Origin of the sequence: Pseudomonas sp. dw_612, assembly GCF_018449725.1 — a bacterium.
In the GTDB taxonomy this organism is placed as follows: domain Bacteria; phylum Pseudomonadota; class Gammaproteobacteria; order Pseudomonadales; family Pseudomonadaceae; genus Aquipseudomonas.
In genome coordinates this window covers 146,779-171,791 of record NZ_JAAVVC010000009.1, presented here as the reverse complement: position 1 = coordinate 171,791, position 25,013 = coordinate 146,779, and the positions used below count along the sequence as shown (strand labels likewise).

At 52.1% G+C, this 25,013-nt stretch carries 18 protein-coding genes; 7 read left to right on the top strand and 11 right to left on the bottom strand.

What is annotated here, in order from left to right; genetic code table 11:
• Positions 1-126: 126 nt before the first annotated feature.
• From HB680_RS16235 to HB680_RS16225, 3 genes are all read right to left on the bottom strand, one after another.
• On the bottom strand, positions 127-1,122 hold the full coding sequence (locus HB680_RS16235; RefSeq protein ID WP_213939622.1) for a hypothetical protein: 996 nt from the start codon (positions 1,120-1,122) through the stop codon (positions 127-129).
• 502 nt (positions 1,123-1,624) lie between these two features.
• Positions 1,625-3,181, bottom strand: coding sequence for a caspase family protein (locus HB680_RS16230; RefSeq protein WP_213939621.1), 1,557 nt, complete (start codon positions 3,179-3,181; stop codon positions 1,625-1,627).
• Positions 3,182-3,501: 320 nt separating this feature from the next.
• Positions 3,502-6,255 (bottom strand): UvrD-helicase domain-containing protein, encoded by a 2,754-nt coding sequence (locus tag HB680_RS16225; protein ID WP_218627689.1) that lies wholly within the window; start codon positions 6,253-6,255, stop codon positions 3,502-3,504.
• Between the two features lie 237 nt (positions 6,256-6,492).
• On the opposite strand from HB680_RS16225, the gene HB680_RS16220 reads away from it, so the two are divergent.
• Together HB680_RS16220 and HB680_RS16215 are read left to right on the top strand one after the other, a co-directional pair.
• The gene (locus tag HB680_RS16220; RefSeq protein ID WP_213939620.1) at positions 6,493-6,765 is read left to right on the top strand and encodes a hypothetical protein; all 273 of its coding nucleotides are present in this window, start codon (positions 6,493-6,495) and stop codon (positions 6,763-6,765) included.
• Positions 6,766-7,314: 549 nt separating this feature from the next.
• The gene (locus HB680_RS16215; RefSeq protein ID WP_213939619.1) at positions 7,315-11,631 is read left to right on the top strand and encodes a hypothetical protein; all 4,317 of its coding nucleotides are present in this window, start codon (positions 7,315-7,317) and stop codon (positions 11,629-11,631) included.
• Positions 11,632-11,725: 94 nt separating this feature from the next.
• Here HB680_RS16215 and HB680_RS16210 read toward each other — a convergent pair whose 3' ends face one another.
• Positions 11,726-13,441: an RNA-directed DNA polymerase gene (locus HB680_RS16210; RefSeq protein WP_213939618.1), complete on the bottom strand. Its 1,716-nt coding sequence runs from the start codon at positions 13,439-13,441 to the stop codon at positions 11,726-11,728.
• A 90-nt stretch (positions 13,442-13,531) separates the two neighbouring features.
• Entirely contained in the window at positions 13,532-14,065 is a 534-nt protein-coding gene (locus HB680_RS16205) for a hypothetical protein (RefSeq protein WP_213939617.1), read from the bottom strand.
• Positions 14,066-14,585: 520 nt separating this feature from the next.
• On the opposite strand from HB680_RS16205, the gene HB680_RS16200 reads away from it, so the two are divergent.
• The 4 genes from HB680_RS16200 (at position 14,586) to HB680_RS16185 (ending at position 17,697) form a co-directional block, all read left to right on the top strand.
• On the top strand, positions 14,586-14,906 hold the full coding sequence (locus tag HB680_RS16200) for a hypothetical protein (RefSeq protein ID WP_213939616.1): 321 nt from the start codon (positions 14,586-14,588) through the stop codon (positions 14,904-14,906).
• Positions 14,903-15,502, top strand: coding sequence for a hypothetical protein (locus HB680_RS16195; RefSeq protein ID WP_213939615.1), 600 nt, complete (start codon positions 14,903-14,905; stop codon positions 15,500-15,502). The genes HB680_RS16200 and HB680_RS16195 overlap by 4 nt, the downstream gene beginning before the upstream one ends.
• Positions 15,503-16,011: 509 nt before the next feature.
• Positions 16,012-16,629 carry a hypothetical protein gene (locus HB680_RS16190; protein ID WP_213939614.1) on the top strand — a complete coding sequence of 206 codons (618 nt, stop codon included), beginning with the start codon at positions 16,012-16,014 and terminating at the stop codon, positions 16,627-16,629.
• A gap of 18 nt (positions 16,630-16,647) precedes the next feature.
• On the top strand, positions 16,648-17,697 hold the full coding sequence (locus tag HB680_RS16185; RefSeq protein WP_346657405.1) for a hypothetical protein: 1,050 nt from the start codon (positions 16,648-16,650) through the stop codon (positions 17,695-17,697).
• Between the two features lie 327 nt (positions 17,698-18,024).
• Here the strand turns inward: HB680_RS16185 and HB680_RS16180 are convergent, their stop codons facing one another.
• The 4 genes from HB680_RS16180 to HB680_RS16165 form a co-directional block, all read right to left on the bottom strand.
• Entirely contained in the window at positions 18,025-18,552 is a 528-nt protein-coding gene (locus HB680_RS16180) for a hypothetical protein (protein ID WP_213939612.1), read from the bottom strand.
• A gap of 67 nt (positions 18,553-18,619) precedes the next feature.
• Positions 18,620-19,030: a hypothetical protein gene (locus HB680_RS16175; RefSeq protein WP_191951205.1), complete on the bottom strand. Its 411-nt coding sequence runs from the start codon at positions 19,028-19,030 to the stop codon at positions 18,620-18,622.
• Positions 19,031-19,102: 72 nt separating this feature from the next.
• On the bottom strand, positions 19,103-19,321 hold the full coding sequence (locus HB680_RS16170; protein WP_191952817.1) for a hypothetical protein: 219 nt from the start codon (positions 19,319-19,321) through the stop codon (positions 19,103-19,105).
• A 147-nt stretch (positions 19,322-19,468) separates the two neighbouring features.
• Entirely contained in the window at positions 19,469-20,623 is a 1,155-nt protein-coding gene (locus HB680_RS16165) for a hypothetical protein (protein WP_191951203.1), read from the bottom strand.
• Positions 20,624-21,228: 605 nt separating this feature from the next.
• Here HB680_RS16165 and HB680_RS16160 point away from each other — a divergent pair.
• A complete protein-coding gene (locus HB680_RS16160) occupies positions 21,229-21,579 on the top strand; it encodes a DUF6035 family protein (RefSeq protein WP_191951202.1) in 351 nt (116 codons plus the stop codon).
• Between the two features lie 741 nt (positions 21,580-22,320).
• Here HB680_RS16160 and HB680_RS16155 read toward each other — a convergent pair.
• Together HB680_RS16155 and HB680_RS16150 are read right to left on the bottom strand one after the other, a co-directional pair.
• Positions 22,321-23,346 (bottom strand): HNH endonuclease signature motif containing protein, encoded by a 1,026-nt coding sequence (locus HB680_RS16155; protein WP_213939611.1) that lies wholly within the window; start codon positions 23,344-23,346, stop codon positions 22,321-22,323.
• The gene (locus HB680_RS16150) at positions 23,343-24,911 is read right to left on the bottom strand and encodes an AAA family ATPase (protein WP_213939610.1); all 1,569 of its coding nucleotides are present in this window, start codon (positions 24,909-24,911) and stop codon (positions 23,343-23,345) included. Before HB680_RS16150 ends, HB680_RS16155 begins: the two co-directional genes overlap by 4 nt.
• Positions 24,912-25,013 lie beyond the last annotated feature (102 nt).

The window sequence follows — 25,013 nt, the reverse complement described above, 5'->3', positions numbered from 1 at the left end:
CATAAGCACTGCACACGTTGCCGTGCAGACCGTGACCTGCGCCAAGCTCGTACAATGCCGGCTTCATGTCACGGTCATCCTAATTTTTGAATCCGGCCCTCTGGCCTAGCTGGCTCCCGCCCGGGATTACTTGCCGGGCTTGGGCTGGAAATAATACTGCCCGCTCGACCATTGTACCTGTCTGACATAGTGAGAAATGGCTAGACGCTGCATCACATAATCTGGCGCATCGCCTTCAATCTTATGTTCGCTCAGCTCGTTGTTGTAAACACGTAGCGTGCGGGCAAAAGTCTCGAACAACGCTCTGGGTTTCCTGGATCTGGGATTGACATACAGGAGCGAAAAGGCTTTGGTAAATGTCCAGTGTCCTGTCAGCTTGTCCTTCTCAGATACCGATTTGTGACGATGGTAGAGGTTGGTCAGGACGACCAAGTCGACATTGCAGTAGCGTGTGGGGTCTGCAAATGAATCGCCAGTGAACAGCCCCCGCTCGCCGGTCAAATAGCCCTCCCACAGCTGCATGTCCCCAGGATCATCGCAGCCGACAACGAGCACGTTGTACTGGCGATCATCTGCGCCATCTGGGAATTTTCCATGAGCATCGTACAAATAGTCCTTCAGCTTGTTATCCATATGGAAGCCTGGCACAAGGGTGCTACCAACACTCGCAAAGCTTTTTTGAAGCCTAGCGACTGTATCCCTGTAATCTGACAGCCGCCCTATGGCGCGGATAATGAATTCGCTGCCCGAATCGATCTCATGTTTGGTAGTGTAATCAGCACATTTGACCTCAACATTGAATTTGTAACCCAAGGTGCGAAAAGAACAGTCAACATCTCGTGGCGGCATCACCCTGTCTTCATAGGCAAAACTGCTGGGGAAGTAACGGGCGTAGTGAGCGCACACCGTGAGTTCCACTGCTGCTTGAAGAAACTGAGGCTCTGCCGGCCCAGGATCCTCCATGCGCAACTTCTTATGTACCAATGCCTCTAATTCGCGCTGGGTAAGGTGGGGCGCGATGCTCTGTAACGTGAGCTCCAGCCCTCGACGATACTCCCCGGCAGGAATAAAGGGATTGCAGGCCGTGATTTTCATCTGTTTTCGGGCGCCTGTTGGTTCCATTACGCGTTTTCCATGATCGTTGACTCGTAAAGTCGGGGCGTGTGTAGGTGTGCTGTTCTTGAGCTCTTCGCGCAACGGGCAGCGTGCGCTTAGGCGGTTACTCGCACTTCCTGTCCTCACAAGCCAGCGCATTCGTGGGCAGCTTGTTGCATGGTGATGCAGGGATAGATGATCGGAAGCCAAGCGATGGGGCATTTGGATCGAAGTCGGCCGCCAAGGTACGCAGCTGGATGAAATGCAGAAAGTTCTCTACGGCCGAAGTCAGCGCGCCATGGGCTGAGGATGTGCGACCCGCTCTCATTTGCCGTTCGGCTAATGTAAGAGCCATGCAGGCTTCTGTATTCGTCGGTACCTGATGCGACTGCTCTTGTAACGCTGAGTGTTGAGAAGCTAAGGTTCTAGTGCGTGTCGTGTTTCGACACTCACCCAGCGGGGTTGAGAATACAGCCGCCTATCAGGATGGAAACGCAGAATTGCTCCCAGCATTGCAAGACAATGAGATCTAGCTAGCAGAGCCGGCAAGCATGGAGCTTGGCCGAGTATTGCCGAGCTGGAAATGCCTTACTCCATCCAAAATATCCAAAGCGTCTGCGCCAGCAATCTCGATTTCCAGCCTGCGCTTATGAAGATCGAAGGTGAAGTCGGCGTCTTCGCGAGAATATTTGACACGCTTGGTACTGTCATCATCATCAATTTCTCCGCCATGAGCATCTCGGACATCTTCAAGGCTCTCGACCAGTTGATCAAAAGAGAGCTTTAGTCGTGAGAATGTAATGACCAGATAATCAAATTCGCAGTCGAACACTTCTTCGATGGCCTCCCGGTGCGCCTCCCATCCCTCTCTCAGCTCAAGAGTCCTGTAGATGACATACTCGGTGTGATCCTCCGGATTCTGTGCGCTGTAAATTGAGTATCGATAAAACTGGTATGCTAAGTCGCCAGCGCCGTGATCCTCCCCTTTTTGAACATCTCTGCGACGAGCGCCGAACGCTGATATTGTCGCTTGATATAGCTGTTGTAGTTCATCACGGATTTGCGCGTCCAGCAGCCCCCTGCAAAATTTATCAGCCGAGTCGCTGTAACCGCTTGGTTCGCGATGGATTGATCGAAATTCAGCTAAGGAGCGAATCCGGCCCGTTTCAACACCCTCCAAGAATTCTCCTTGGTTATCCAGGATTATATTGGCCAACGCTTCATTGGCTGGAGTGGCCACGGCAGGCTTCTCCTCCACGTGCCGAATCCGGAAGCTACCGCTACTTGATAGGATTGCCTGCGGGGTCTGGTGGCCTTTGATCATAGTTTCGCGAGAGATGAAGTCCGGTACTTTTTTGCGCAGGTAATCGCGAAGACTGGTGTCTGTCAGCCACCTGTCGCGCAGCGCCTCCTCATCTCGACCTTGCATAGCTTCAAGCAAAAAGTGAGTCCAGATTCCATGGCCAAGGGTATCATCCGGGTAAGATTTTTCACGGGGTGAGCAGGAAAGGTAAACACCACAGTACCAATTGTTGTCCAAAAACCGCTCGACCTCTTCCCGCTCAAGGTTCGATATCACATCACGAGATTTGGCCACCGCCGCGAATTTCTCAGCGCAAGCGTCGACGAAGATTAGTGCCTGGCGGCATTCACTGTTGCCGATATGCTCAAGTAAATCGCCTTGGAGGCTCAAGGCAGTCTCTGCGATATTAAATCTATTCGTATCGTAAACGCTCAGTCGATTTTCCCCGGCTCCATGAAATCCATGTCCAGCGTAATAGAAGATAAACAGGTCATCCTTACCAAGATTTTTTAGGGAGTTGCCTAGATAACGGAGCGCTGTGAGGGTGGCTTCTTCATCCTTAATGACCTCCACCTCCAGGATGTCAGCCGGGTAAATTTGACTCAGCGCTGCGGCGAACGCATCTGCGTCGGCATGAGCGTAATCTACAACCGGCAGTTCGCCCCTGCGGTAGTTTTCGAGGGCGACCACTATAGCGGTCACTCGCTTCGGGGAATCCAAGGAATGAGATTCATCAGCCCTATTGGTCTGCCCTGCAGATACGCCCCTTACCTTCTTCCTCATCCTTGCTCCCTCATCCTTGCTCTCTCATTCAAGCGAGAACCGCCCGAACTAATAAATGCAAGCCTGTTATGGCCGTGTGCAATGCGATTCTTAATGCTAGCGAGTCGCCTCCATTAACTCAAACTGTATGGCTCGGCTGCTGCGGATCGCTCCGATATTCCGTCTGCTTCTCGTTCCCTTAGTGTTATCAAAGACATCGCTCTCAAAAGATGCTCCCGCACGTCAGCGACCTCAGGCGGCCTTAATTATGACGCCGCTCCTGAGAGCTTCGCTGCTGGGGGCATACGCCTCAAACAATTCTCCATAAGCATATATTGCGGCTATCGGCGAGGCCTGAACGAAGTTTGCCTCGCACGTTTTTTCGTCGGCTTCTCTGGCTTATATTTGCAGCGAGGAAATCCTGAGCAGGACTCAAAATCACCGAACTTACCGGAGCGCTGCAGCACGACTCCATGCTGGCAGACCGGGCACCGTTTCTCCTGGATTGGTTCACCCTTGATGTCTGTAACTATTACCACCCCGTCGTTTACCAGCTCTGTGAGGAACAGTGAGTTTCTGGCAGTCACAGTGAACATCACGACAGACCTACGAGCCCGGGTCAACGCCACATAGAAAAGTCGGCGCTCCTCGCCATGCAGGTAGGTGTCTCCTTTGGGCATCACTAGGCCGAAGACAGGATCGTCCCCTTTCATGCTCGGAAATCCTCCAGCCATCATTCCGGGGAGCAGAACGTAGTCGGCCTGATCACCCTTTGAGGTGTGGACGGTTTTAAATCTGATCTCAAGCTTGTTGCCGTAGCGTTGCTCCCACCCATGGGGTATGAATTGCGCATCGGCTTTGTAGCGTCCAAGAACGAAGACTGTTATCAGCCGATCACTTGCCCCGGGGACTACACCGGTCGAAAGCTGCTGGTGAAGATCGTCCAGATACTGCCGCAAGCCATTCTGAACCTGATCCCTACTAGATAGCTGGAATGCCAGAAATTCGGGGCCGATCGGCTCCGTCACAGAAATCACGGTCTTCTGCAGCTGAGCAGGGTTTTTAGCCACAAACTGACTGGAAGCATCACAGATAGCCTGAGGGCACCGGTAAGTCTTCTCTAATCGGAATACCTCACCGTGGCCATACCATTCCACGAAACCAGTCATCACACTCACATCCGCGCCGGCGAATCGATTGATTGACTGCCAGTCATCACCCACCGCGAACAGGTGACTATGGGGCTCTTGAACCAACGCCCGGCAAAGCCGCGCACGTGCGCGCGAGGCATCTTGGTATTCGTCAGCCATGACCAAGCGATAAGGCGACTGGTAGCCACGCTCTAGGCAATCTGCGGCCAGGTTAATCATGTCCTCAAAATCGATCCCACGCTCTTCTTTCAGGGCGGCATCCCAGCCTTCGATCACCGGAATCGCGAGCTCCAGGAACATTTTGTACCGGAACTTGAAAACGCTGATCGGAAGAGCGTCGTACCGTTCGTGCAGAATCGCCGCCGTCAGGCTATTACTTTTGTAGTGAGAGATGAACGATCGGAGCACCTTCACCAAGTCAATATGTTCTAGTGGTACTAGGCCGGAGTCCGGGATCGGACGGTCGGGGTTTGGATCTAGCTCCACGCCCCGCGACGTCAGCTCTTGAGAGAGATGAGCGAAGATTTCACCCGTCCGCAATTGGTGTGAAGTCGACTCGATCAGCTGCGTACCGTAGCTGGCATGGGCCTTCCGCTTCCAATCGGCCCCTTCCGCATAATTCACGAAATGCGCAGGTGCCTGGCCCTCTGCATCGAAGGCAAAGTGCTCGTGATAGAGGTTCAGCTGCGGGTAATAAAAGTCGGGCGCATATTGGCGGTGATCGGCAGTTGCAGTGTCGTGCTCGTAGGGCCGCTCATAGGCGTACTCGACGCCGTTGTAGAAAAGCCAGTTGGCAATCAAGCGCTCTTCCTGACTCGCGACATGCTCACCATTGAGTGTGATTAGCCGAGCCTCCCCTTCCCTGTCGAAAGCTTCCGCCACATCTCTCAATGGCGCAGTGGAGTGATCCCGCCCGAATACCAAGCGGAAAAGATCCCACTTGGTGCGAAACTCATCTGACCTGTCTTTAAGCGCGTCAACGATCACACCAAGTTTCTCAAGCCCAAGATTCGCCTTGGTAGCCCAATTGGGGACGCTAGGTTTTTTGCCTGTCGCACCGCCAATGATTGTTAGGCCCAGTGAATGAAACGTCAGTGCATTGATCGTGACACCGGCCATACCTAGCCTTCCGAGAGACTGAGCGCCCCTTTCCTGCAGCTCCTGTGCAGCATCTTTGTTAAAGGCCAGCATGATGATCTCGGATGGGGCCACGAAACCGCGATGAACCGCGTAAATCGCCTTGGCAACCATCGTAGAGGTCTTGCCCGAGCCGGCGGAGGCAATAAGCTGAACCCGATTGTCGAAGCAAACCACGGCTTTTGCTTGCTCATCATTGAGCTCGCGGGACTCGACGTTATCCAGAAGATCTGAGCAAGCATCCAGCTCGCGGATCATGTGCGCTTTGTTACGAGTCTGCCAATGCGTTGGCCAATCCTGAGACCATTGGCGCAACCGCCCTAACACGCGCGTCTTGTTGTCTCCCAATGCAGTTTGGATAACTGGAGAATCAAACAGTGCCTTGAGATCAGCATCGTCGATTTTCAAAGCATCCTTCTCGGAAAGAAGCTCATGCTGCATGTCGTGTGTCAGCCATCGATGTTCTGCGTCTACCGTCAGCGCAACTTGATCGACCAATTTCAGCCAACCCATGATCTTGGCGTAATAAGTACGGAAATTCTGCCTGCTCGTGACGGCTCGAAGCTGATTACTCAGCGTGTGACGAGCCGACTTTCGCAAGCCGACTAGATGAATCTCGTTACCAACCCAGACAGTGACGTTCGTCCATAACAGGCCATCGCGAAAGCGCAGTGAGGAAAACGCTTCGAGAGGTATCGGATACGTTTGCTCATTCAACGTGACGCTGAATTGATCATTCTCGATCTTCAGACGCCATGATGCCGCCCTTCTGAACAGACGCGAGAGAAAAGAAGGTTTCCACTCCATTGTAATCCGCCAATCACACCGCAAAAGACAGGTAGTTTACCCATCAACGAGGCACTCGACACATACTTGCTTGCTCATGACACCTCCTTGAATCTGAGCATACCCCCAGACGCAATGAGTGAACTTCACATCCAAAGTTAACCATTCCGGGTCAAGATTTCCTTCTCCCGCTCAAGTTTCTAATTTCGGCTCCGTTTAGTTACTCATGCAATGTATTTTTTGAGGCCAATGGAAACCATGAGTACAAAACTGCCCCCGAACAGATTCTTCACGTTCAAGGATGGTTCGCCCGAGGGAGACTTAGAGGAAATTATGCTCGCTATCTTCACTCGGCCTGGCATCGCCGAGCGTGAAGTCTTGGACGATGACAACAGCTACGCAGTTCTCCTGGATACAGAATCCGACGGCATAATTTCAATCAAAATCGATGATTCGCGCTTCAGGTTCACGCCTCAGCAGGCGACGGCGCTAGCCTCAGCACTCACTGAGCTTTCAAGAGATGAAGGATGAGTCTCCGTCCCCCTTACACGGGAGTGCATCTAAGAGTCAGCAATCTTCATCATGGAGAAGTGACCATTACGCGCAAGAAAACCTTAAAGGCTTGCTGAGGAGATAGCGATTGCACGGGTTACCAGTTTGGGTATAAGCGTGCCCCTGCGGGGATGGTTGTCGTGAACCGAGCCTGGCGGAGCCAAGTCTCGGCCCTGTCGGGCTTCCATCCTCACGCCTGCGCGCTCCGCTTGCCTTTTTATGTTTTTTGGTGGTCATAGGATGGTACATCTCGACGATGCTGGCGCTCGATACGAACTCCATGCCCCAGGCCGCACGCTATGTAATTTTCTTGCGAAGTCAACGCTACGCATGGCGCTTAATGATCGATAAGATAGGGCCCTATATCAGTTGTGCGAGCCAGGTATGGCAAGGCCTCCAAAGGCAAAGGGAGAAAAAGCTCCCAACCCAAAACCGAAACCCCAGCAGAAAAAGGTCGCAAGCCCTATTTCAACTGGCGGGCGTGGCGGTGCGTTTGAGCAACGCGTACAGGCGGTGCGGTTACTCGCTATGTGCCTAGGCATCCCATGTGCCGGGCTGCGCGAAGGGTTTGCCATCGTCGGGTTGCTGTTCCAAGGTCGAGGATTTGACCACAATACTGACGACCTCGTTGTCCATGCTGCGTCGGCGAGCACTGGACAGAAAGCAACCATCAGAATGCAGATGAAGCGGTCACTCAAGGCGACTGCCAATGACGTTTTTACCGAAGCCGTAGGGCTTGCGTGGCTCGATTTCATCAAGCCAACATTCCAGCGTGGACTGGACGACAATTTGATCGTCTACCACGTGTCTAGCTCGTCATCCATGGAAGGCGCGGTAGAGGTTGTCAGGCTGGCCTTGGCGTCTCTTTCACATGAGTCCTGGTACACCCGTGTGCATTCAGAGGGTCTGAGTAACGCTCGGAACCGGACTGCTTACGCCGCCATCAAGGCTGCAGCTGAGCAATACAATGAGGCCACGGTTAACGACGAAGACCTGCGCCAGTTCGCGCTCCACCTGAAGTTCGTCCCCCACGACCTGGACTCGGATCGCACTCAGGAAGCCGGATACCAAAAGCAATTTATCGCCCAGGCATTACCTAGCCGGGACAGCGGCGCAGTGTGGTCGCAGTTATTATCTGTGTGTGCTGAGCTCAATGGCACGGCGGGAGAAATCGATCTCTCTTCCGCTTCAGCCCATCTGGGTGAGCTTGCCAAGGAATTTCATACGGCCAAGCTGATACGCGAGAGTGTGCGGGCCTACCAAATGGGTACGATGCCTGTCAGCCATGAGCGCGCGTCAGAGCTTACCCCGCTGGCGGAATATCTCGCTCCCCTCCTCTCCGTTGGCCGCGCTGCCGGCAGCACACTGCTGACTGATGACCTCCCCATCGCAATCCAAGGGTCGGAAACTACATTTGCTACGCGCCAGCTCGACCGCATCAGCACGCTGCACAACGATCGCCGATACAAGGATGCCTTGACTCAGCTGGAACTCCTCGAGGACGAGCTGGACACGTTTGATATTCACCAGAAGGCCCGTTGGTATTTCCTTCGTGGGATGTGCTTCTGGCATCTTGGGGACGATGAGATCGCCTCGACAGATCTTGAGGCAGCCGCAAACCTTTATACCGACGATGACCGTATCGCTGCGGGTCATGTCCGGGCTCACATGCTCAAAAATGATGTGCTGGCTGCCATCCAGGTTGGCCAGGCGGCACTGGCTCGCTTTCCGGAGTCGTATTCGGTATGGATCGCTTACACCAACGCAAGAGTCCTCAATAGAGAAGAGCTAACTGAAGACGAGATCCCCGAAGCCTTTCGCGATAAATCCGGGGCCTGGCAGATGGTGGCCAGTTCCAGGGCTGGCGCCGGGGACGATCTTGGTGCCGTCAACGCTATCAAGAAAGCTTTGGAGCAGCCTGACAGTTCCATTTTCATCGTCGAAAACTATCTGCGTTTTACGCTGCGACTCGCTACGGACAACCCGTTCCACGTGAACACGCGATCTCAGCCCCTGGATCGACGTGAGCTCATCATGGATGCCATGTCCAAGTTTGAGGATCGCGAGAATGCTCTATGGGCCGAGCAAAGTCCCAGGACAAAGACTGACGTCGTGTTTCACCTCGCCTATGCGTATCTGCTATTGGGGCAGCCGGCTCAGGCGTTGGACATGATCGAGCAGGGAAGACAGCGCGGCGTCCCAGAACATGAGACCTCGGCCCGAGTGGAACTTGAGGCCCTATGCGATTTGAATCGTGAAGGTGAAGCTGTTGATCGCTTCTCCGATCGCCTTGACCAGCTTCCTGATGACGCACTGGTTATCTTCGGCCAAGCATGCTTGGTTGCGGGTAGAGAGCCAATGCTCGAGTCTGCCTACGGTGTACAGGTGCAGCGGCCTGTCACGGAGGAGTCGGCGAAAGTGCTGCGGATACTCCGCCACATGCACTGGGAATTGTTGCTGCGTCAGCAACGCAATGATGCAGTTCAGCAAGAGCTTTCGCTGCTAGGTGTCACTCCCCAGACCAGCAATATTACCGATGGGGTTTTCGCTGCTCGGGCCTTTATCGATAACGAAGCAGTGCGCCAGGCATTCGAGAATCGTGTGGCTGAACTCGCACCGCAAAGCAGCGATCTGCTGGAGCTGTCCATGGCATCGCAGTGGATGCTCCATGCACGGCGTCACGATGATGCTATCGCGATGCTCGAACGCGTGCTTCCTCGCGACTCGTTCACTCCATTGCACGTTGATCTTCTTCACGCATACGCCCTAACTGATCAGCGCGCGAAGGTTCGAGATCTGCTGGAGTCGCTTCCAGGGGAATGGCGCCAGTCCGCAGATGTCCGAAACGTGGCTTTGAACGTTTACGGTAACGCCGGTGATTGGCCCAGGATGCGTGAAATCGCAGAGATGATCGTTTCTGAGAGCCCTCTTGATGCCAGTGCATGGTTGTTGCTGATCCAGGTTCTAGCCAACATAAACCCTGGGCAGATGGACGCGTGCATAGCCACGCTTCCTGTCTTTCTGGAAGGCTCCGCTCAGGATCAATTGAAACTTGCTAACGCAGAGATCAGTCGGGGGATGCATGATCGAGGCATCGCTCGCATTTACCGCACCATGCGAGTGAACTTGGGCAATCTTGAGGCTGCGGCCGGTCACATCTCACTCATGGTCATGGCATCCGGCACGGTGGACTCATTCCTCACCAACCCAGTTGAGGTCGCTTTTGGTACTTCAGTCGAACTCGAAGACAGCAACGGCGGCAGCGGCTACGTTTCAATAGATTTTGACATTGACCCACCCTTCTCGCCGACCGCGGAGTTCATCGCTGCGGACTCCGCGCAGGCTGTCGAGCTTATTGGTCTCAAAGTTGGCGAAACCACAACAATCCGCATCTTGATAGGAGAGCAGACGCTCAAGGTTAAGCGGATAGTGACCATTCACCGACGTTTGCTCGACCTATCATATGGGCAGGTCTCAAGCGCGGTCGTTCCGAGCAAAAGTTTAGTCGCCATGACCATCCCCACGCGTGAGGATGGTGAGCTGGATTTCTCCTTCTTCATCGAGCAAATCGAACGGAAAAAAACACAGGGCCTTAACACAATTGGGCTCTACAGCCAGCACATGGCTACGCTTGGGCTGATCGCGCAGATGCTCGGTGTGGATGTGATCGATCTCGTCAGAGGCTGGCCCGATGAGGGGCCATTGCTGGAGGTCTCGATGGGTGTGGGCCAGACCCACGATGAGTTCCCGGTTATCGCTGCCTCCGATCACTCTTGGGTGGTAGATCTTCCCATGCTGGTAGAGCTTGCGACGCTTGGAATGCTCGATGTACTGGAGCACATCCCCAGGCTGTATGTAGCTGCTGCCACCAAGCAAGCGCTAGAAACGAAGATCGAGTCGTCAAAGCGATTTCACAAGGGAGGGACGCTCTTCTCACACGATGGGCAACTCGGTATGCAGGAGCAGACAGAGGAAAATTGGCATCGGGAGCGTGCCTTTCTCGACTCAATCTGTGCCGCTATTGATGAGTATTGTGAGGTGGTACCGGCATATGGCCCACCCACACTGGCGGCACAGATGCATACACTCAAAGACATTCTGGGTGAAGGAGAGTATGCAACCCTGCTTGTTTGCCTGGAATACGGTGGTGCCCTACTGTCGTTAGACGCCCGCTTCCGAGCTATAGCAGGGTTCCTGGAGATCAAGGGCGCATCTCCTCAAATGCTACTGACGAATGAACTGATATCAGAGCGTTTGACGCGTGCTGAGTACTCTCGTGCAATTGTTCAATTGGTGATGACCAGGCGCAGCTTCGTCTCGATCCAAGCTGCAGACCTTATAGTCATGATGGATCAGGGTGAGACGTTTGCAAATATAGGGATCAACCGATTGCGCAGTTACTTAGCCGAGCCGAACCTAACATTTGATACTGCTGTGCCCGTCATAGCCGATTTTGTCTGTCTGATGTTCCTGCAAGTGCGCTGTAACCTAGGTGTGATGCTGCAACTGATCGAGTATTGCTTTGAACCGATGTTCCGCCACCCAAGCTGCCCTGACGATTTTCATCGGTCGGCGTACACACGGCTCCTGCTCACGTTAGCTGGTGTGGAAATCAATTCCGTGGCCCGCAAAGCGATAAGGCAGAGGCTACATGTTGCGATGCAGCGCGCAGAGCGACCTAGCAAGCCGGTGACACTGGAGGCAAAGGTTTCCTTCGCTTATGCAGTCCCTTTCTGGGCGGTCGCGGTGCCCTCACCACTGGCCTCTATTCTGCTAGAGGCCCAAAATCCTGCACCAGCATCGGTTGAGAGCGGCCATACCGAGGAAAGCAGGAAAGTGGATTAGCATCCATATAGGCGAGCATGTACAAGGAAGGCATTGGATGCACTAGACCAGCATTAGCCACGAATCCAGTTCACAACTTCCGTCTATGCAAGACTCACCAATCATCTGGTGCTTCAGGATCTACAGCTAGATTTCCTTTACCGGCTGATGCCGCGCCCTGCTCCTCGCCTTCCTCATCAGTATCCGTTACAGCCGAATCGAAGTATTCCTCATCCATACTGTCAAACTCGAAATCACGGTCGATTTCGTCATCCGAGTCGAAATCAATAGCCTCCGCTGCTTCGATCTTGACTTGGAATATAGCCGGTAGCCTGGCTTCCTGGTCATAAAAGCTAACGTCAGCGTTTAGCAGTGCTGCGAAGCAGGGGTCGGCTTCTATGAAAGCGATATCTGGATTTCCGAGCCACAGCCGGCGACCCCCTTCGTAAGCCAGTAACCAGTTGTTCCCTTTGAGTGCCTGATCTGTGAGCGGTAGACCCGTTAAAGCCGCAAGATCTACCTCACCGTCGACTAAATTTGAATGAATGAGATCCAGAGCGATGAGCGAACATACAGAGCTCTCCATCTGAAGCACTTGACGGATCAAAGGGGCGTCAAGATGGATGCTGAGTTCCTTGCACAGCCAAAGGAGCCAGGCAGTCTCACTGTGGTGATTCGCGGCGGCAGCCGACTCCAACAGATTTCGGCTGAAAGCGCCGAGCGCGTTCATATTCAATGGATAACCATAGCGATGGTAGGTCGCGAGGATTTGGGTAATTACCTGCAACGTGTTGGGAAATCCATACCCACATTTGAGAAAGTACGCTTCGGCGATCGCCCAGTTGGACTTCTTGACGATGGATGAGGACAGCTGCTTTAGGCCATATTTGACTAGGCTCTCGTCCTTGAACCTTGATTCAAGTGAGAACAACATCTCGAAATAGTGGTGAATATCGTCTTTCTGCTGACGCTTTTTCGCTGAGACGGTCAGTTTCTTGAGGCTGTATTTCCAGGATTCCTGGACGAGCTCTCGCACTTCGACGATCTTCGTCTTGGAGGCGTTGATCTGGAGCTCGTAAGCACTGACGCATTTGATGATGATTGCCAGAGCCCTCTCAGCTTCCTCACGTTTGTTGAAGAAGAAAGTGAAGTCGTCGACGTAACGAAACCCCTTCGGCCATCCACCCAGTTCAGCGCAGATGGCCTCATCAATCGACACCCCGATGATTTCCGCGATGATGTGGGAAGTGTCGGGGCCAATAGGCAAGCCAATGGTTTGGCCATCCTGTGTCCCCATGCAACGACCATCAAGGATATTTCCAAAAAAATCAGGAGTTTTTTTGGTTTTGTTCGCCTTGGCAACCGGCTTGGTGTGCAGTGCCCACGGGATGGTGTGCGTGTACACAGTTGGGAAATAGCTCGATATGTCGGTGATCAGCGCGTAACGGGCCCCTGCAGATTGGCATACGCGCTCCTCATACAAGTCGCTGAACTTCGTCAGCTCGATCGCTCTGAGACTACCGTCGGTGCCGGGTATGCTGCGAGAGATTTCGCTTTTATCGTAATGCGCCCGGATCTGAGGCCAGTACTCACAGATCTCCTTAGCCAAGGCATAGAAACTAACAGGATTAGGGATCGAGGTTGTGCGCCTGCTGTAGGAGGATCTAGCGACCGAGAATTTCTCAGACTGAGAAGCGCCGGCCTGTTTCCCCGGCGCGCCGTCCCATACAGCCTTGATCTGCTCAATGCTGTCCGCGAGTCTCTTCGTGCCGAATCCCACCGGTAGCTGAATTGGAAAATATCCTTTAGCAAGCAAATCCTGCAGCTGCATAACACTCATTCGCTCTGTATTTGAGGCTGATGATTTGTTCTTGGCGTAGGCGGCACACTGCCACCGCAGTACCGTGCCGCCAAAGCCAAATTAAGCGTATTGAGGTCTGACGAGATGTGAAGGTGTTGCCGTCAGAACAATGGACAAGCAGTACGTGGCTGTCCTGAGATTCTCAACTTGATCATTGAGTGTGTCGAGCGACTTGAGCCCATGGAAGAGGTTATTTCGCAGCCTGTAGATAATGATGAGCGTTGCCAGCAGCACATCATGCGGTTCATCGTTCTGCCCCAATAGAACACTTTCTACCAACACCCTGCGATCTCTAGCGCGAAACTCCAATCTGTCGAATCTAGGCAGTATGCCCTCTTCATTCGTATAGCGAGACCGCCAGAAGGCCACGCAACCACAAACCCCCTGATGCTGATCAGCGTTCGGTCGATACAGATCTGCAACGCGTTCGAAGGCAGCGATATTCCCCTCATTTCGGCACAGATTCCCCTCGAAGAAATTCCACATGGTGGTGAAGTCAGCGATGGAATGCTGAGTTTCAGGGGTAAGGCGCGAGCCGCCCGCTGTGTTATCGGAGAACCACTGTGCGGCGTTGAACTCGGCGGGAACAGCCATAAATAAATTCCTTTTACAATCGAACGTGAAATTCGAATAGCCTCGTAAGTCCATCACACGAGGAGCTATCGTACGTGCCCAATGGCCTGTCGATTGAGCTGTGATGCCGCAAGCTACTCGATACGATGCTTCCTGACTACCTCGCCTGCCCAATACTGGTACGCATCATGGACGTATCCCCCGCTCTGCTCGGCAAGCATCTTCAGGAACCGTCACACCCGATCGCTGCGGCCTGATGCCCTTGACCGATCAAGAGTCTTGTTGATCAGCTACAGGGTTGGTGCCCTTTTAGGTTCTAAGTCTTGCCAAGGGCTTTGTGCCGCTTTGTGCCCGAAGAAGATTCGCCGCTTGGCCCGCAGCTTTCCGGTCTGGCCCGGTGGATATCTGAGTGCCTTTGGCACGTCCACGCGCTTGCGTCCGACTGACGCCTGTTTGTGTCGGCACAAAAAAATTCTTATACGGCTCAAGGTTTCTCAAAAGGAACCGTTTTTCATATCTATGACATCTAGAGAAAACGGTTTTGAACCTACCAACGATCGCATTTTCACGCTCCCTGAAAGGCGCCGTGCCGTTTGCCGAGACCATCCAGGGTCATCGTCAACGCAGGGCGTGGGAGCGCTTGGTCAGCTACATCGCGTCCTCTGACTCCTCTTCCGACTTTGACAGAGCTGCAGCCTTCGCTGAGGGCTATGCGCAAGCGCTCGTTGATGGTGAGCAGATCGAAATCTCAACAGAGCGTGACTTACTGATCATCTCAATCGTTGATGAGTGGCGGCGTAATTTCATCCGCACCATTGGTTCGTCCACCTTTAGCACTCCCCTCCTCCAAGGACATTCATGACTTCCAAGTTTCAGCGCTACGCGGACGACGAAATTTCAGATCCAAGCCTTCGAATGCCTCGTCAAATTTTGGCAACCAGCACCAACCAGTATCCGATTGATATCTTGGTTTCTCGCTGGGAAAAACACTTGGTCGAGTCATCTGTTGCTCACGAGAAGTACCCTTGGGCTGCGGATTTTGTAATGGGCATTCCTGTTCCGTCTTGGCATCGCCCAGTAGTATGGAATCTTGGTCAAAAGGCTCGGTTCATCGTTTCTGTGTGGTCTGGAGGGGATCTCGGAAGCTATCTCACTAATGAGTGGTGTGATTCGGGTGCGGGGCGAGCAATGGCTGAGAGCAGCGATATTTTGATCGATGGCTTGCAGCGGTTGCATAGCCTTGAGGCGTACCTTCTTGATCGCTTGGCAGTCCCAGATGCTCAAGGGCAACCAAGAGTTTGGTCTGAGGTTGGCAATGGCGAACGGAAGCGTTTCTTGTCGACAGTCTTCATGCATGCGTATGTATCGTCTGATGACGAATTGTTGTTGCGAAAGACTTATGATCTTTACGCCATGGGTGTAGCTTCTCGTACGAACGAACAGCGTGCGGTTCGATAACCTAGCTTTTATTTTTCGGGCATACCCCTCTGGGAATGGCTGTCGTAAACCAAGCCTCGTCTATCGACGGGTCTTGGCCCTGCGGGCTTCCATCCTCATGCCTTCGACCTTCCTGGTCTGCGCGCTCCGCTTGCACGATGACCTAAGTCACTTCTCGGCTTGGACATTACCTGAAGCTCCCACATACTGCTTCCATCCAATCAGTGGTGGAGTTAGCCCGATGTTATGGTCATTTTGGAAAGACAATCGTCCTGAATGGATTCAGGCAGAGGAACGAGCGTTCATAAAGGCTGTGAACAGCTTGAGAACGCTGCAGACAACTCCGCGGGGCGGCATGAGAATCGACCCTGAAGAGCTCAGAGACCAGATACTTGCATCACGAGAACGGTACAAAGGGCTGGTGAAAAGATAGCGGTATCGGAGCAATTCCTCAGGAAGCTGTTGCTGCAAGGGATTAGCACCTAGACTCAATCCTGCGTCCTATGGAAGGGGCTATTTCAGGAGATCACATGCGCATACTCATCAAATATCAAGATGGTGAAGGCTGCATTACCGAACGGGAAATCTCGGATCTGCAAAAGGAAAACGATATTCTCATTGGCGCGTTTTGCCACACTCGTGATGAATGGCGATTATTTAATGTAAATCGAATAATTCATGCGGTAGCTCAAGACACGGGAGAGTTGATTAACCCGTATAGGCTGGTGCCAGAGTTGCGTGACGAGCAGTCTCTCGACTCGCTGACCTGGAAGTGGCGACAGGCTATCAAGTCGGTGAAATTTTTCTGTCTCACCACTCGAGGATTTGGTAAGCGCGAGCGCCCTCGGATCGTCGATTTCGTCAAAGTCCTAGTGGATACGTCACAGCACTCCGAAGAAGATATCACCGAGTGGGTTAACAACCTGTGGTGCGCAGACCTTTATCGATACCGCGATGGTGACGTTGATGAGTATAAAGGGCTGCTAGAGCAAATCCCTTACTCACTGCTCGACCAATGTCGGGAGTGCGCGCTGAAGATAATCGTGGGCTCAGGCCGAAAATCCGAAAACCCCGACTGGTTGCAGAGAATTGATGAAGAATTCAGCTCTCACCCCGTAGTGCGAAACCCGATCAACCTCGGGGTTTGACCATGATCGAAGGAATGAATAATGAAGCTTGTACGGGACGCACGAACCCTTAAGATCAAAGCTGTCAGTTCCCTTCGTATCGGGATGCAGTCCTTCAATAGCTTTGACGACGATGGCCGTATCACTACCGTATTGCTCCACCTTCAGCACGCCTGTGAAATGCTGCTCAAGGCAGTCCTTGTTCAGAACAAGGCCAAAGTATTCGATAAGGTTACAGGGCGCTCAATTTCGTTCGACAAAAGCCTTGGGCTTTGCATTGCCCACTATGGCCTGACTCAAGAAGAGGCCGGTGTGATGCGCGCAGTGGATAGTCTGCGTGATGCTGCACAGCATTGGTCGGTGATTGTTGCCGAAGACTTGCTGTACCTCAACACTAGGGCATTGATAACTGCATTCGATGCGTACCTGCTCCGGGCATTAGAGATTAGCCTGATTGATCACATTCCGGCTCGAGTGCTGCCAGTGTCGACTATGCCGCCAGGTGATTTTGAGTTTTTAGTGGACAGGGAATACAACCTGATTAGGGATTTGTTGGAGCCGGGAAGACGTCAGCGTGATGAAGCACGTGGCCGTATACGATCAATGCTGGCCATGGAATCCATCGCGGTGGAAGAAGTAGAAGTATCCGAGCGCGATATTGATCGGGTTGAAAAGGCAGTGCGTGGCGGCCAGGGCATCAATGAAGTCTTCCCTCGTCTTTCGATGGTGGGCACTCGTACTGACGGCGAAGGCGTGAACTTGGTCGTTCACTTCACGAAAAAAGTAGGTGCGCCTGTACGGTATATCGGCGGAGATGACCCAGCAGAGGCTGCGGCAGTTCGTGAGTTAGACCTACAGAAAAAATTTCATCTTGGAGCAGCCGATCTCGCGAAGAAGGTAGGGCTTTCCCAACCTAAAGCCAAAGCGCTACGAGCACATCTGGGCATAGACGAGGATGTGAAGTGCCGTAACGTATTCGAATTTGGATCGACTCGTATTCCCCAGTTTTCGGACAACGCTTTTACACTGATGCGCGATGCCTTAGCTAATCTGGACATTGACGAAATCTGGCGGGCACGGAAGCGCTAGTCTAAAAAACCACCTCTCAGAGCTATCTATCCGTTCTATCTAGCAGGCCCATTGGCTACGACCGCAAACACCTCCATTTTCCTACCGCGTGCAAGCATGTTAAGCACTGTCTAAACAGGCGTATGACAACAATGTCTTGTGATTGGTATGTAGGTGATCGGGCTTATCAAAAGGTTCGTGATCCAGAAAGCCTGCAGATTGAGGAGCGCGCCAGAGCCCATGCTGAGGTAGGCTACCTGTTGCCATAACCGGTCTGCAATGAACGCCGAGGGCATCGAAAGGGACGCTAGAGAAAGCCTTAAAGGCTTGGCGGTGCCTCCTGGTACTCTACCGCACCCGACTCTGTAGCTCCCCGCCGGCCTTGAACAACGCCTCGCTTAGCCAGGTTGCATCAGCTTTCGTGAATGAGTAGCCCATGAAGGGAAAAATTAACTCGTACCCCCCATCTTGGATAGTGGCGACCACAATTGATGTCGTGCCAGAAGATGAATCCTCAAAAAAATCTCCGCTCGCGCCTTCAATATCGATTTCGCCAAACGCTGCGTACTGCATTCCGCGCATTCCGGCAAGGCTGCGAATTTTGAACAGGCCATTTGGCCGTTTTTTGACTTCGACTTGGTAGCCATCATCGTCGATAGAAATAGCCAGTGCTTCTTTCACACATTCTGCGATTTCTTGAGCGACTTCGAGGGTGACACTGCAACTCACAATGTCCAGCTCGATCATGATCCGCGCTGACGGCAGCACTTCGATTGCGCACGTGTATTTCTCGTCAAAATCTAGGCCGCGCCACGAATCGAACTCTCTACAAATGCGAAATTCAGAAGATGCTTTTGAAGCTTGGTGCAGGTTCATTGAAACGTCCTTTGTGTTTGCTCTTATGAATACAAACGGATGCGTTTCGAAAAACTTGAGTTATTTTCTACATGTATTTATCGATCGCTGAACGGTGTTCCTCCAGGTGCTGATTCTCCTGCGTCCAAAGATTGATGAATTTCTCTAGGTCGTGAAGATACGACCCCGCTTCCGGTCGAGTCGAACCGATACTCGCTTGTAGAAATCGTTCCCGCCAAGGTTCGGGAATGCTGACATCCCGAACAATTTGTAGGTTGCTCGAGTGAAACTCGGTGACGACGAACCTGCGAAGCGCTTCTACCTTCACCACTGGTGTCATTAAAATGTCGGCCTCGTCCTGGCGATCAATATCGTCAAGCACAGATACGACTGGAATAGCCTTGGGATCGCCTGGCAGAAGATCAGATAGCGTCCACAAAGCTCTCCTCCTGATCTTCTCTCGCTCACGCAGACTGCGATCAGCAGCACCGCTAGACATTAGGTTTACCTCCTTCCGATGCGGACACCCTGCCCTCTTCTTAAAGTCGCTGGCTACGTTAGCTCGGGAGCTTCAATGTGGCCGTCGGCCAAATCCACCAGTATCGGCGAGTTGCTCCTCTACGAACTCAATTGAAGAATTCAGCTCGTGCTGTATTTCCTCAAAGACTGAGTCGAGCTCAGGATGAGCACCTGACTCTCTAAGCTCCGCCACTAACCGTGAAAGCTCCTTCCCCTTGGCCATCGGCATTTGAACATTGCAATACACCGTGTCTTTGTCGTCACGACTCATAAGTCCTCCGAACCAGGAAGCAAAACCGAGATGTTTGTATGTGCCGATGCTGCACTCAAGCCCCGTCAGGAAGGTGCGCCAGCGCGATCTTCCAAAGCATCCCTTCCTGAGACAGGTCAAGCCGAGTGCGGGTCGTTTTTAATTGGATCATGCTTCCTTTTTAGCATCCTGACTTTCCTCAGTTGCAGCACCGGCCGTGGCCATCGCGTCGTACTCCTGCCGAACTTGATCCTCGCATTTGTGGCAGGCGAAATATTGAATTCTTTCCATATCTCCTGTCACAAAAGCGCCGCAACGCTCACACGTAACTGCTTGCCATCCGCGATCAAAGCATGACACGCAACTCCACAAACCATCGATGACGAACACGGAAGGCCGTGCGCACTGGCAGTTATGGCATGACGCAATATGTTCGGCGCCCTCCTCCCACCACTGATCTCCCTCATGGATGTGAGCGGTACACAGATCAATCAAAGAGTCGGTGTTCAAAGCGAAGTGACACGTCGGACACTCGGTCACCTTTGCATCAAAGAACTCTATTTCTTCATTGCATCCTAGGCAGGGTAATTTGATATCAGCCTTCACTACCGCAGTGTCACTGACCCCGCACACCAGGCAGCTGTAATCTGTCCCCCAAGCGTGTACTTCACCTGCAACTGCTGAAGAAAGTTCGCAATGCCCGCACGCGATGATCGTCTTGCCTTTTTTCACCTCGATTTCGATTTTCGGCTTGAGAATTGTGAACCGCGAATTGAGAAAATCACGCTGTCTCATCATGCGGTGGTTCAGTTTTTGAAGCTCAATTTTGTAAGGCTCGAAAACGTCCTTCCATGTCTCTGTGAGCATGGCATACAGGTAGTGCCATGAGGCCCACTGCTCAACGATGACGCCCGCTTGAGTGGCTGCTAGGTCGTCATGAGCTGAATGAGCGAAGTGGACGATTTGGTTGCGGTGTTCGCCTAGAGCTTTGAAGTTATCGGACGCGGCGACGTCAATTTTCTCTCCAAGTATCGAGTTGATCCGCTTCAGGGCGTCATCCAGATAGACGGAAAGAAAGTCTCCGACGTATAGGTTTTGGAGGTCGGCAGTCTCTGGCTTGGCCAGCATAAGCGTCCAGTGCTCCGCCATTAGACGTGCTTTGAGAAAGAGTTCAATAGCCGTATACAGGTCGACGATAGAGTTCTTGGGTCTTTCCTTGACGTGATCCAGTGACGTCTCTACGAACCCCAGGGCGTTTTTCACCAAAGCGTCGAACAACTGCTCCTTCGTCCGCTTTTCCTGCTTGAGCCACTTTCTTCCCATGAGTCCCACCTAAGTCAATACCCGGCCATTTGATAGCTGATGTGCCGCTTAAGATTTTGACTCAACGGACATGATGGCGCCATGCCGGCGCAGCACCCTTTCTGTAAAAACGCGGCGTTTCACCCTCCAAACTTGGATGCGAGACCAATCAGGGAGTGATCGATGTTCACCTACGACGTAGCCCAGCCTACGGATCAAATGCTGCTGAGCGAAATCCTAAGCCTCGATAGCGGCGAGCCCTTGGACGTAGACGCGTTTCTAAGGAGAGATTTGGTCGTCGTAATACAGGATAGGAACGAACTCGCCGGCCGTTACGCTCGAGACCTAATTCAGCCATGGCTGGTATGCAGAATCTGCGGCGGTGCGGTGATGCTCGTACTTACGAAACAGCGGCGATTCCTCTTCCGTCACATCCGGATGAAGAAGGCACCAAGGGCTGCCCAATTTCGACTAAGGGGGCATTCAGCACCGATCAGATCAATCGGATGAAGTACAACGCTGCGAAAGAAAGCGCGGCTCATCTAAGACTCAAAGGGATTATTCGTGACAGTTTGTATGCTGACTCGGCCTGCTCGGAACCGTAGGTTGCAAAAGTATGGCGCGGAATGCCTATCGCTGACAGGGCAAGATGGCGCAAGCCGGATGTCCAGGTTTACCGGGAGCAGCAGCGGTTCGCGTTTGAAGTTCAGCTATCCACTACCTTTCTGACGGAGATCGTAGGCAGAAGAGAGTTCTACCGCGTCAACGGTGGTGCCATCGTGTGGGTGTTCGAGGGCTTCAATCCCCAAGAACACCCTACAGCTGAACAGGATATTTTCTACCTCAATAACCTGAACGTCTTCGTTGTGAATGAGCGAACTCTGGAGCGCTCCCGAGAGGCAAACCGTATGGCGCTGACCTGCTGGTACGCGGCTCCATACCCTAAAAGGTCGGATGATCTTCAACGAATGGCATGAAGAAGAGGTATTTCCTATCAGCTAACGGTCGATACGGAACAGCAACTGGTCTATTTCTACGACTATGATACTCGCCGAAAAGAGCTGGAAGAAACAATCGCTCCTGCCCGACTTCGCCAAGAATTCCACGACTTTTGGCTAGAGCACGGTACCAGCGAGGAACCCGAGACAGACGTGGCCTGGAGCGAACTGCGGGAACGTATGACTCTCGCGATACCCCAGATTTCTCTGCCTCGCTCATTTCATGAGGGCCGATTTCATGGCGCGGTATCCATCGTTCTCAGCGCAAGATATGGCCGCCCTATTGGCTACCGCCTGCCCCGCCTAATTAACGTGACGAATACCGCATTCGACTACTACAAAGCCTACCTACTGCCTTTCGGATGGACACTAGAAGCTTTCCACCAAGCAGCGTCGCTGGCCTCTCAGGACTCGAAAAAAACATGGGAAAAACGCCGAAAAATCATTCGAGAAGCGCTGCGAAGTAAGGATCCGGCATACTGCCAAGACCTCCAATACAATCGGCTATTCGCGTTCTTGGTGCCAGAAATCAAGGAACAACTTGCGACCGAGAGACATTGGTGAGACGTCGCCCGTTAGGTTCTGTACGAATAGTCTTGATACTCTGTGATGGTGTGTTGAAAACAGCCTCAGAATACTCATTTACAATTCGTAAACTCCGCGTCCTCTTCCTTTATTGCCTTGCCTGGCCTTCGTCTCAAGACTTTTAAAATTCCCTTATCATAGGAATATGGGCTGTTCGACCAACATGTTTGGTCTGTGCCAACCCCGCGCATAAGACAAAAAATCCTCTAGCATCCACCTGTTGGTTAACAGCCCGAAAAGATATGTCGGCTCGATGGCGTTGCACGCACCCGCTGCACGTGCAACCGCTTCTTGATATAGTCGCATAAGATCATTCTGCAAAGCAGCGCCGTGTGGCACCTTGCCGCCGTATGTCAGAGAGGTAAGCAACGTCTGGCGATGACGATTGATACAGCTATTAGCGCGTGAAGACAAGCGAAGCTTATGAATGTGAAAATCCAGATTGCGCCGGTCGTTACGTCGCACCCCTGAGAAAGCTTTTACGACGAACTCTTCCGGATGTTTTGTTGGCAATACCAACATGGCTCGGCGCATCAAGAATTTATCAATCAGAGGATGAATGAGCCGGCTACCTTTCAGTGTACTGATGCCCCGTTTTAGAACGAAGCGATCTTTTCGGCGACTGCCAGTCATGCACTTGAGTCCGCGTACGGGATCGTCAGTCTGAAGAGGTGCTTTTGGACGTGGGTGTCTTGCGAAGCGACGCCGAGCACGAATTTTCTCATTATAGTAATCGGACTTTATATTTTGACAGTCACTGCACGCAGGTACCAGATTCAAGGAAAGTGTGGAGTATTCTGGGAATGCCGTCTTTTTTCTTGGTAAATGGTGATCCAGTGTAATATTTGAGGGCATGCCGCAGTAGGGGCAGCAGGAAAGATTAAGTCGTGCTTTATCACGAAACTCTGAAATATATGAAAAACAGTCGGACGAACTTTCATAAAGATCGTGGAATGCTTTTGCAGTTGCCCGACTATGAGTCCTTTGATTGAGATACAAGGCAGGATCTTCCACTGCGATCGGGTAATGTCGAAAGTACGCAGAAAGCTTGCTTGAATGGGCTCGAAGTAACGGTGCTTTGGGTGACTTTCCGCGAGCAAAGTGTCGAATAGCCTGTAAATCATCGGCGGCGGTACGCAACCGCTGGATATAGACCGTCATGGAAGGAGGCGCTCCAGAGAACGCGCGTAAGCCGCGGCATCGTAACCGAGAGACTCGAATGCACGTAGTGCCTCTTGGCGTTGCTCGATGTCGCGGCACGCATTGATCCGCTGATCGATGCGCTCTTGATAGTTCTTCCTGACCGAACTGTCCTCGAATACATAGTCGGATATCAAGGAAACGTCACCACCCAAGGTCTGCAAGGTTGGCCGATACAGGCACGGCAGACCGCGCTGGTCAGCCTTTAGGATCAGCACACCAGACTTGTCGACCTCACGAACCACGAAGGGTGAATGAGTTGCCACCACAGCGACTGATTCGCTGGCAATCAACATTGAATGCAGCGCTTGGATGAACAACGAGATGAATTGTGGGTGCAGGTGATTTTCCGGTTCATCAATGAGCAATAACGAGTGTCGATTGCTATTCAGCACCAAATTGAAACAAAAAAGGATTATCGCGCGCTGACCAGAACTTAGCTCGAATATTTCACCATCAGGGCCAAGATGTTTGCACTCTATGGAGGTGTTAAGAAAGTTACACCCCCGAGGAGTTTCCACCAGCGAGACGAAGGAGGCTATATCACCCTCATTAGTTCGAAAATAGAGCGTGGCAGGATCGAGGATTTTGGCGATTAATAGATGGAGTATCCGCAGGTGATGACCCTTGACATCCATTAGGTAGATTTCTTGCAGCGTTCGGGTTAGCTGCAGCCAGTCTGCTCGGGTTGTGCTCAAGGGGACATACTTGAAGCCCGAGCGCCTAATGCGAGCCCACTGGTGTGTTTCGTGGCTGAATACAACCACAGAAATACGTAGCTTTCGTCCTGATTCTAGCGCTGACTCATCAGAACGATTATCGTGAGCCAATCGTGATAGCGACTTAAGAGCGCGAGTTTTACCTACGCCGTTCTCCCCAATAATAACATTAATGGGTGTAGGGAGAGGACTACTGTCTTCGCGGAAGTTGAATTTTAATGGAAGTTTATAGTGATTGTTTATTTTGAGATCTGTTGTAAGCTCATGAATTGGGTCATAATAATTTACGCCATCTGAGTCAAGAATCACACCTAATGATATAAAAGTGAAATAGGTTTCTTCATTCTCAACAAGCCCATACAAAGATGAGGACTTGGCAACCTTGCGATAGAGTTGATGAGTAGGTTTCAATGCATGAAACGCTGCGACATCGTGCGCATCTAATAACAGACGTTTGGTTTGGTATTTTCCAATGGACTTAGAGAGTCCACGATATTCTTCTCGGCTTTCGAGCAGCGTGACATCGTCTGAGCCCATTTTTTCTACTGGATACTCGGGGAGAGCAGGCGGTGACACTTCGTCATACTGGGAATGTATGTGCGCCATATATCCAACCCAAAGACCAATTTTTTCGTTGTTTTTTATGTAGTACATGAAAAAAGGCCTTACGTTTTTCCAGCTACTTTCTACTAATGCATAAATCAGACAGTTATCAAAACGACGGCCTTCGAACAATTTTCCATCTGTCAAATCGGAGTGGCGGCACTTAAAAGCACCGTTTCGATATTCGCTAGGTTTTTCGTACATCACGTAATCCTTTTATCGCCGCATCCAAATTTCTGAACAGCGCAGCTTGGAAGCACGAACATCATTGTCTGCAAGATCAAAGATTAAATCTGATACTATTTC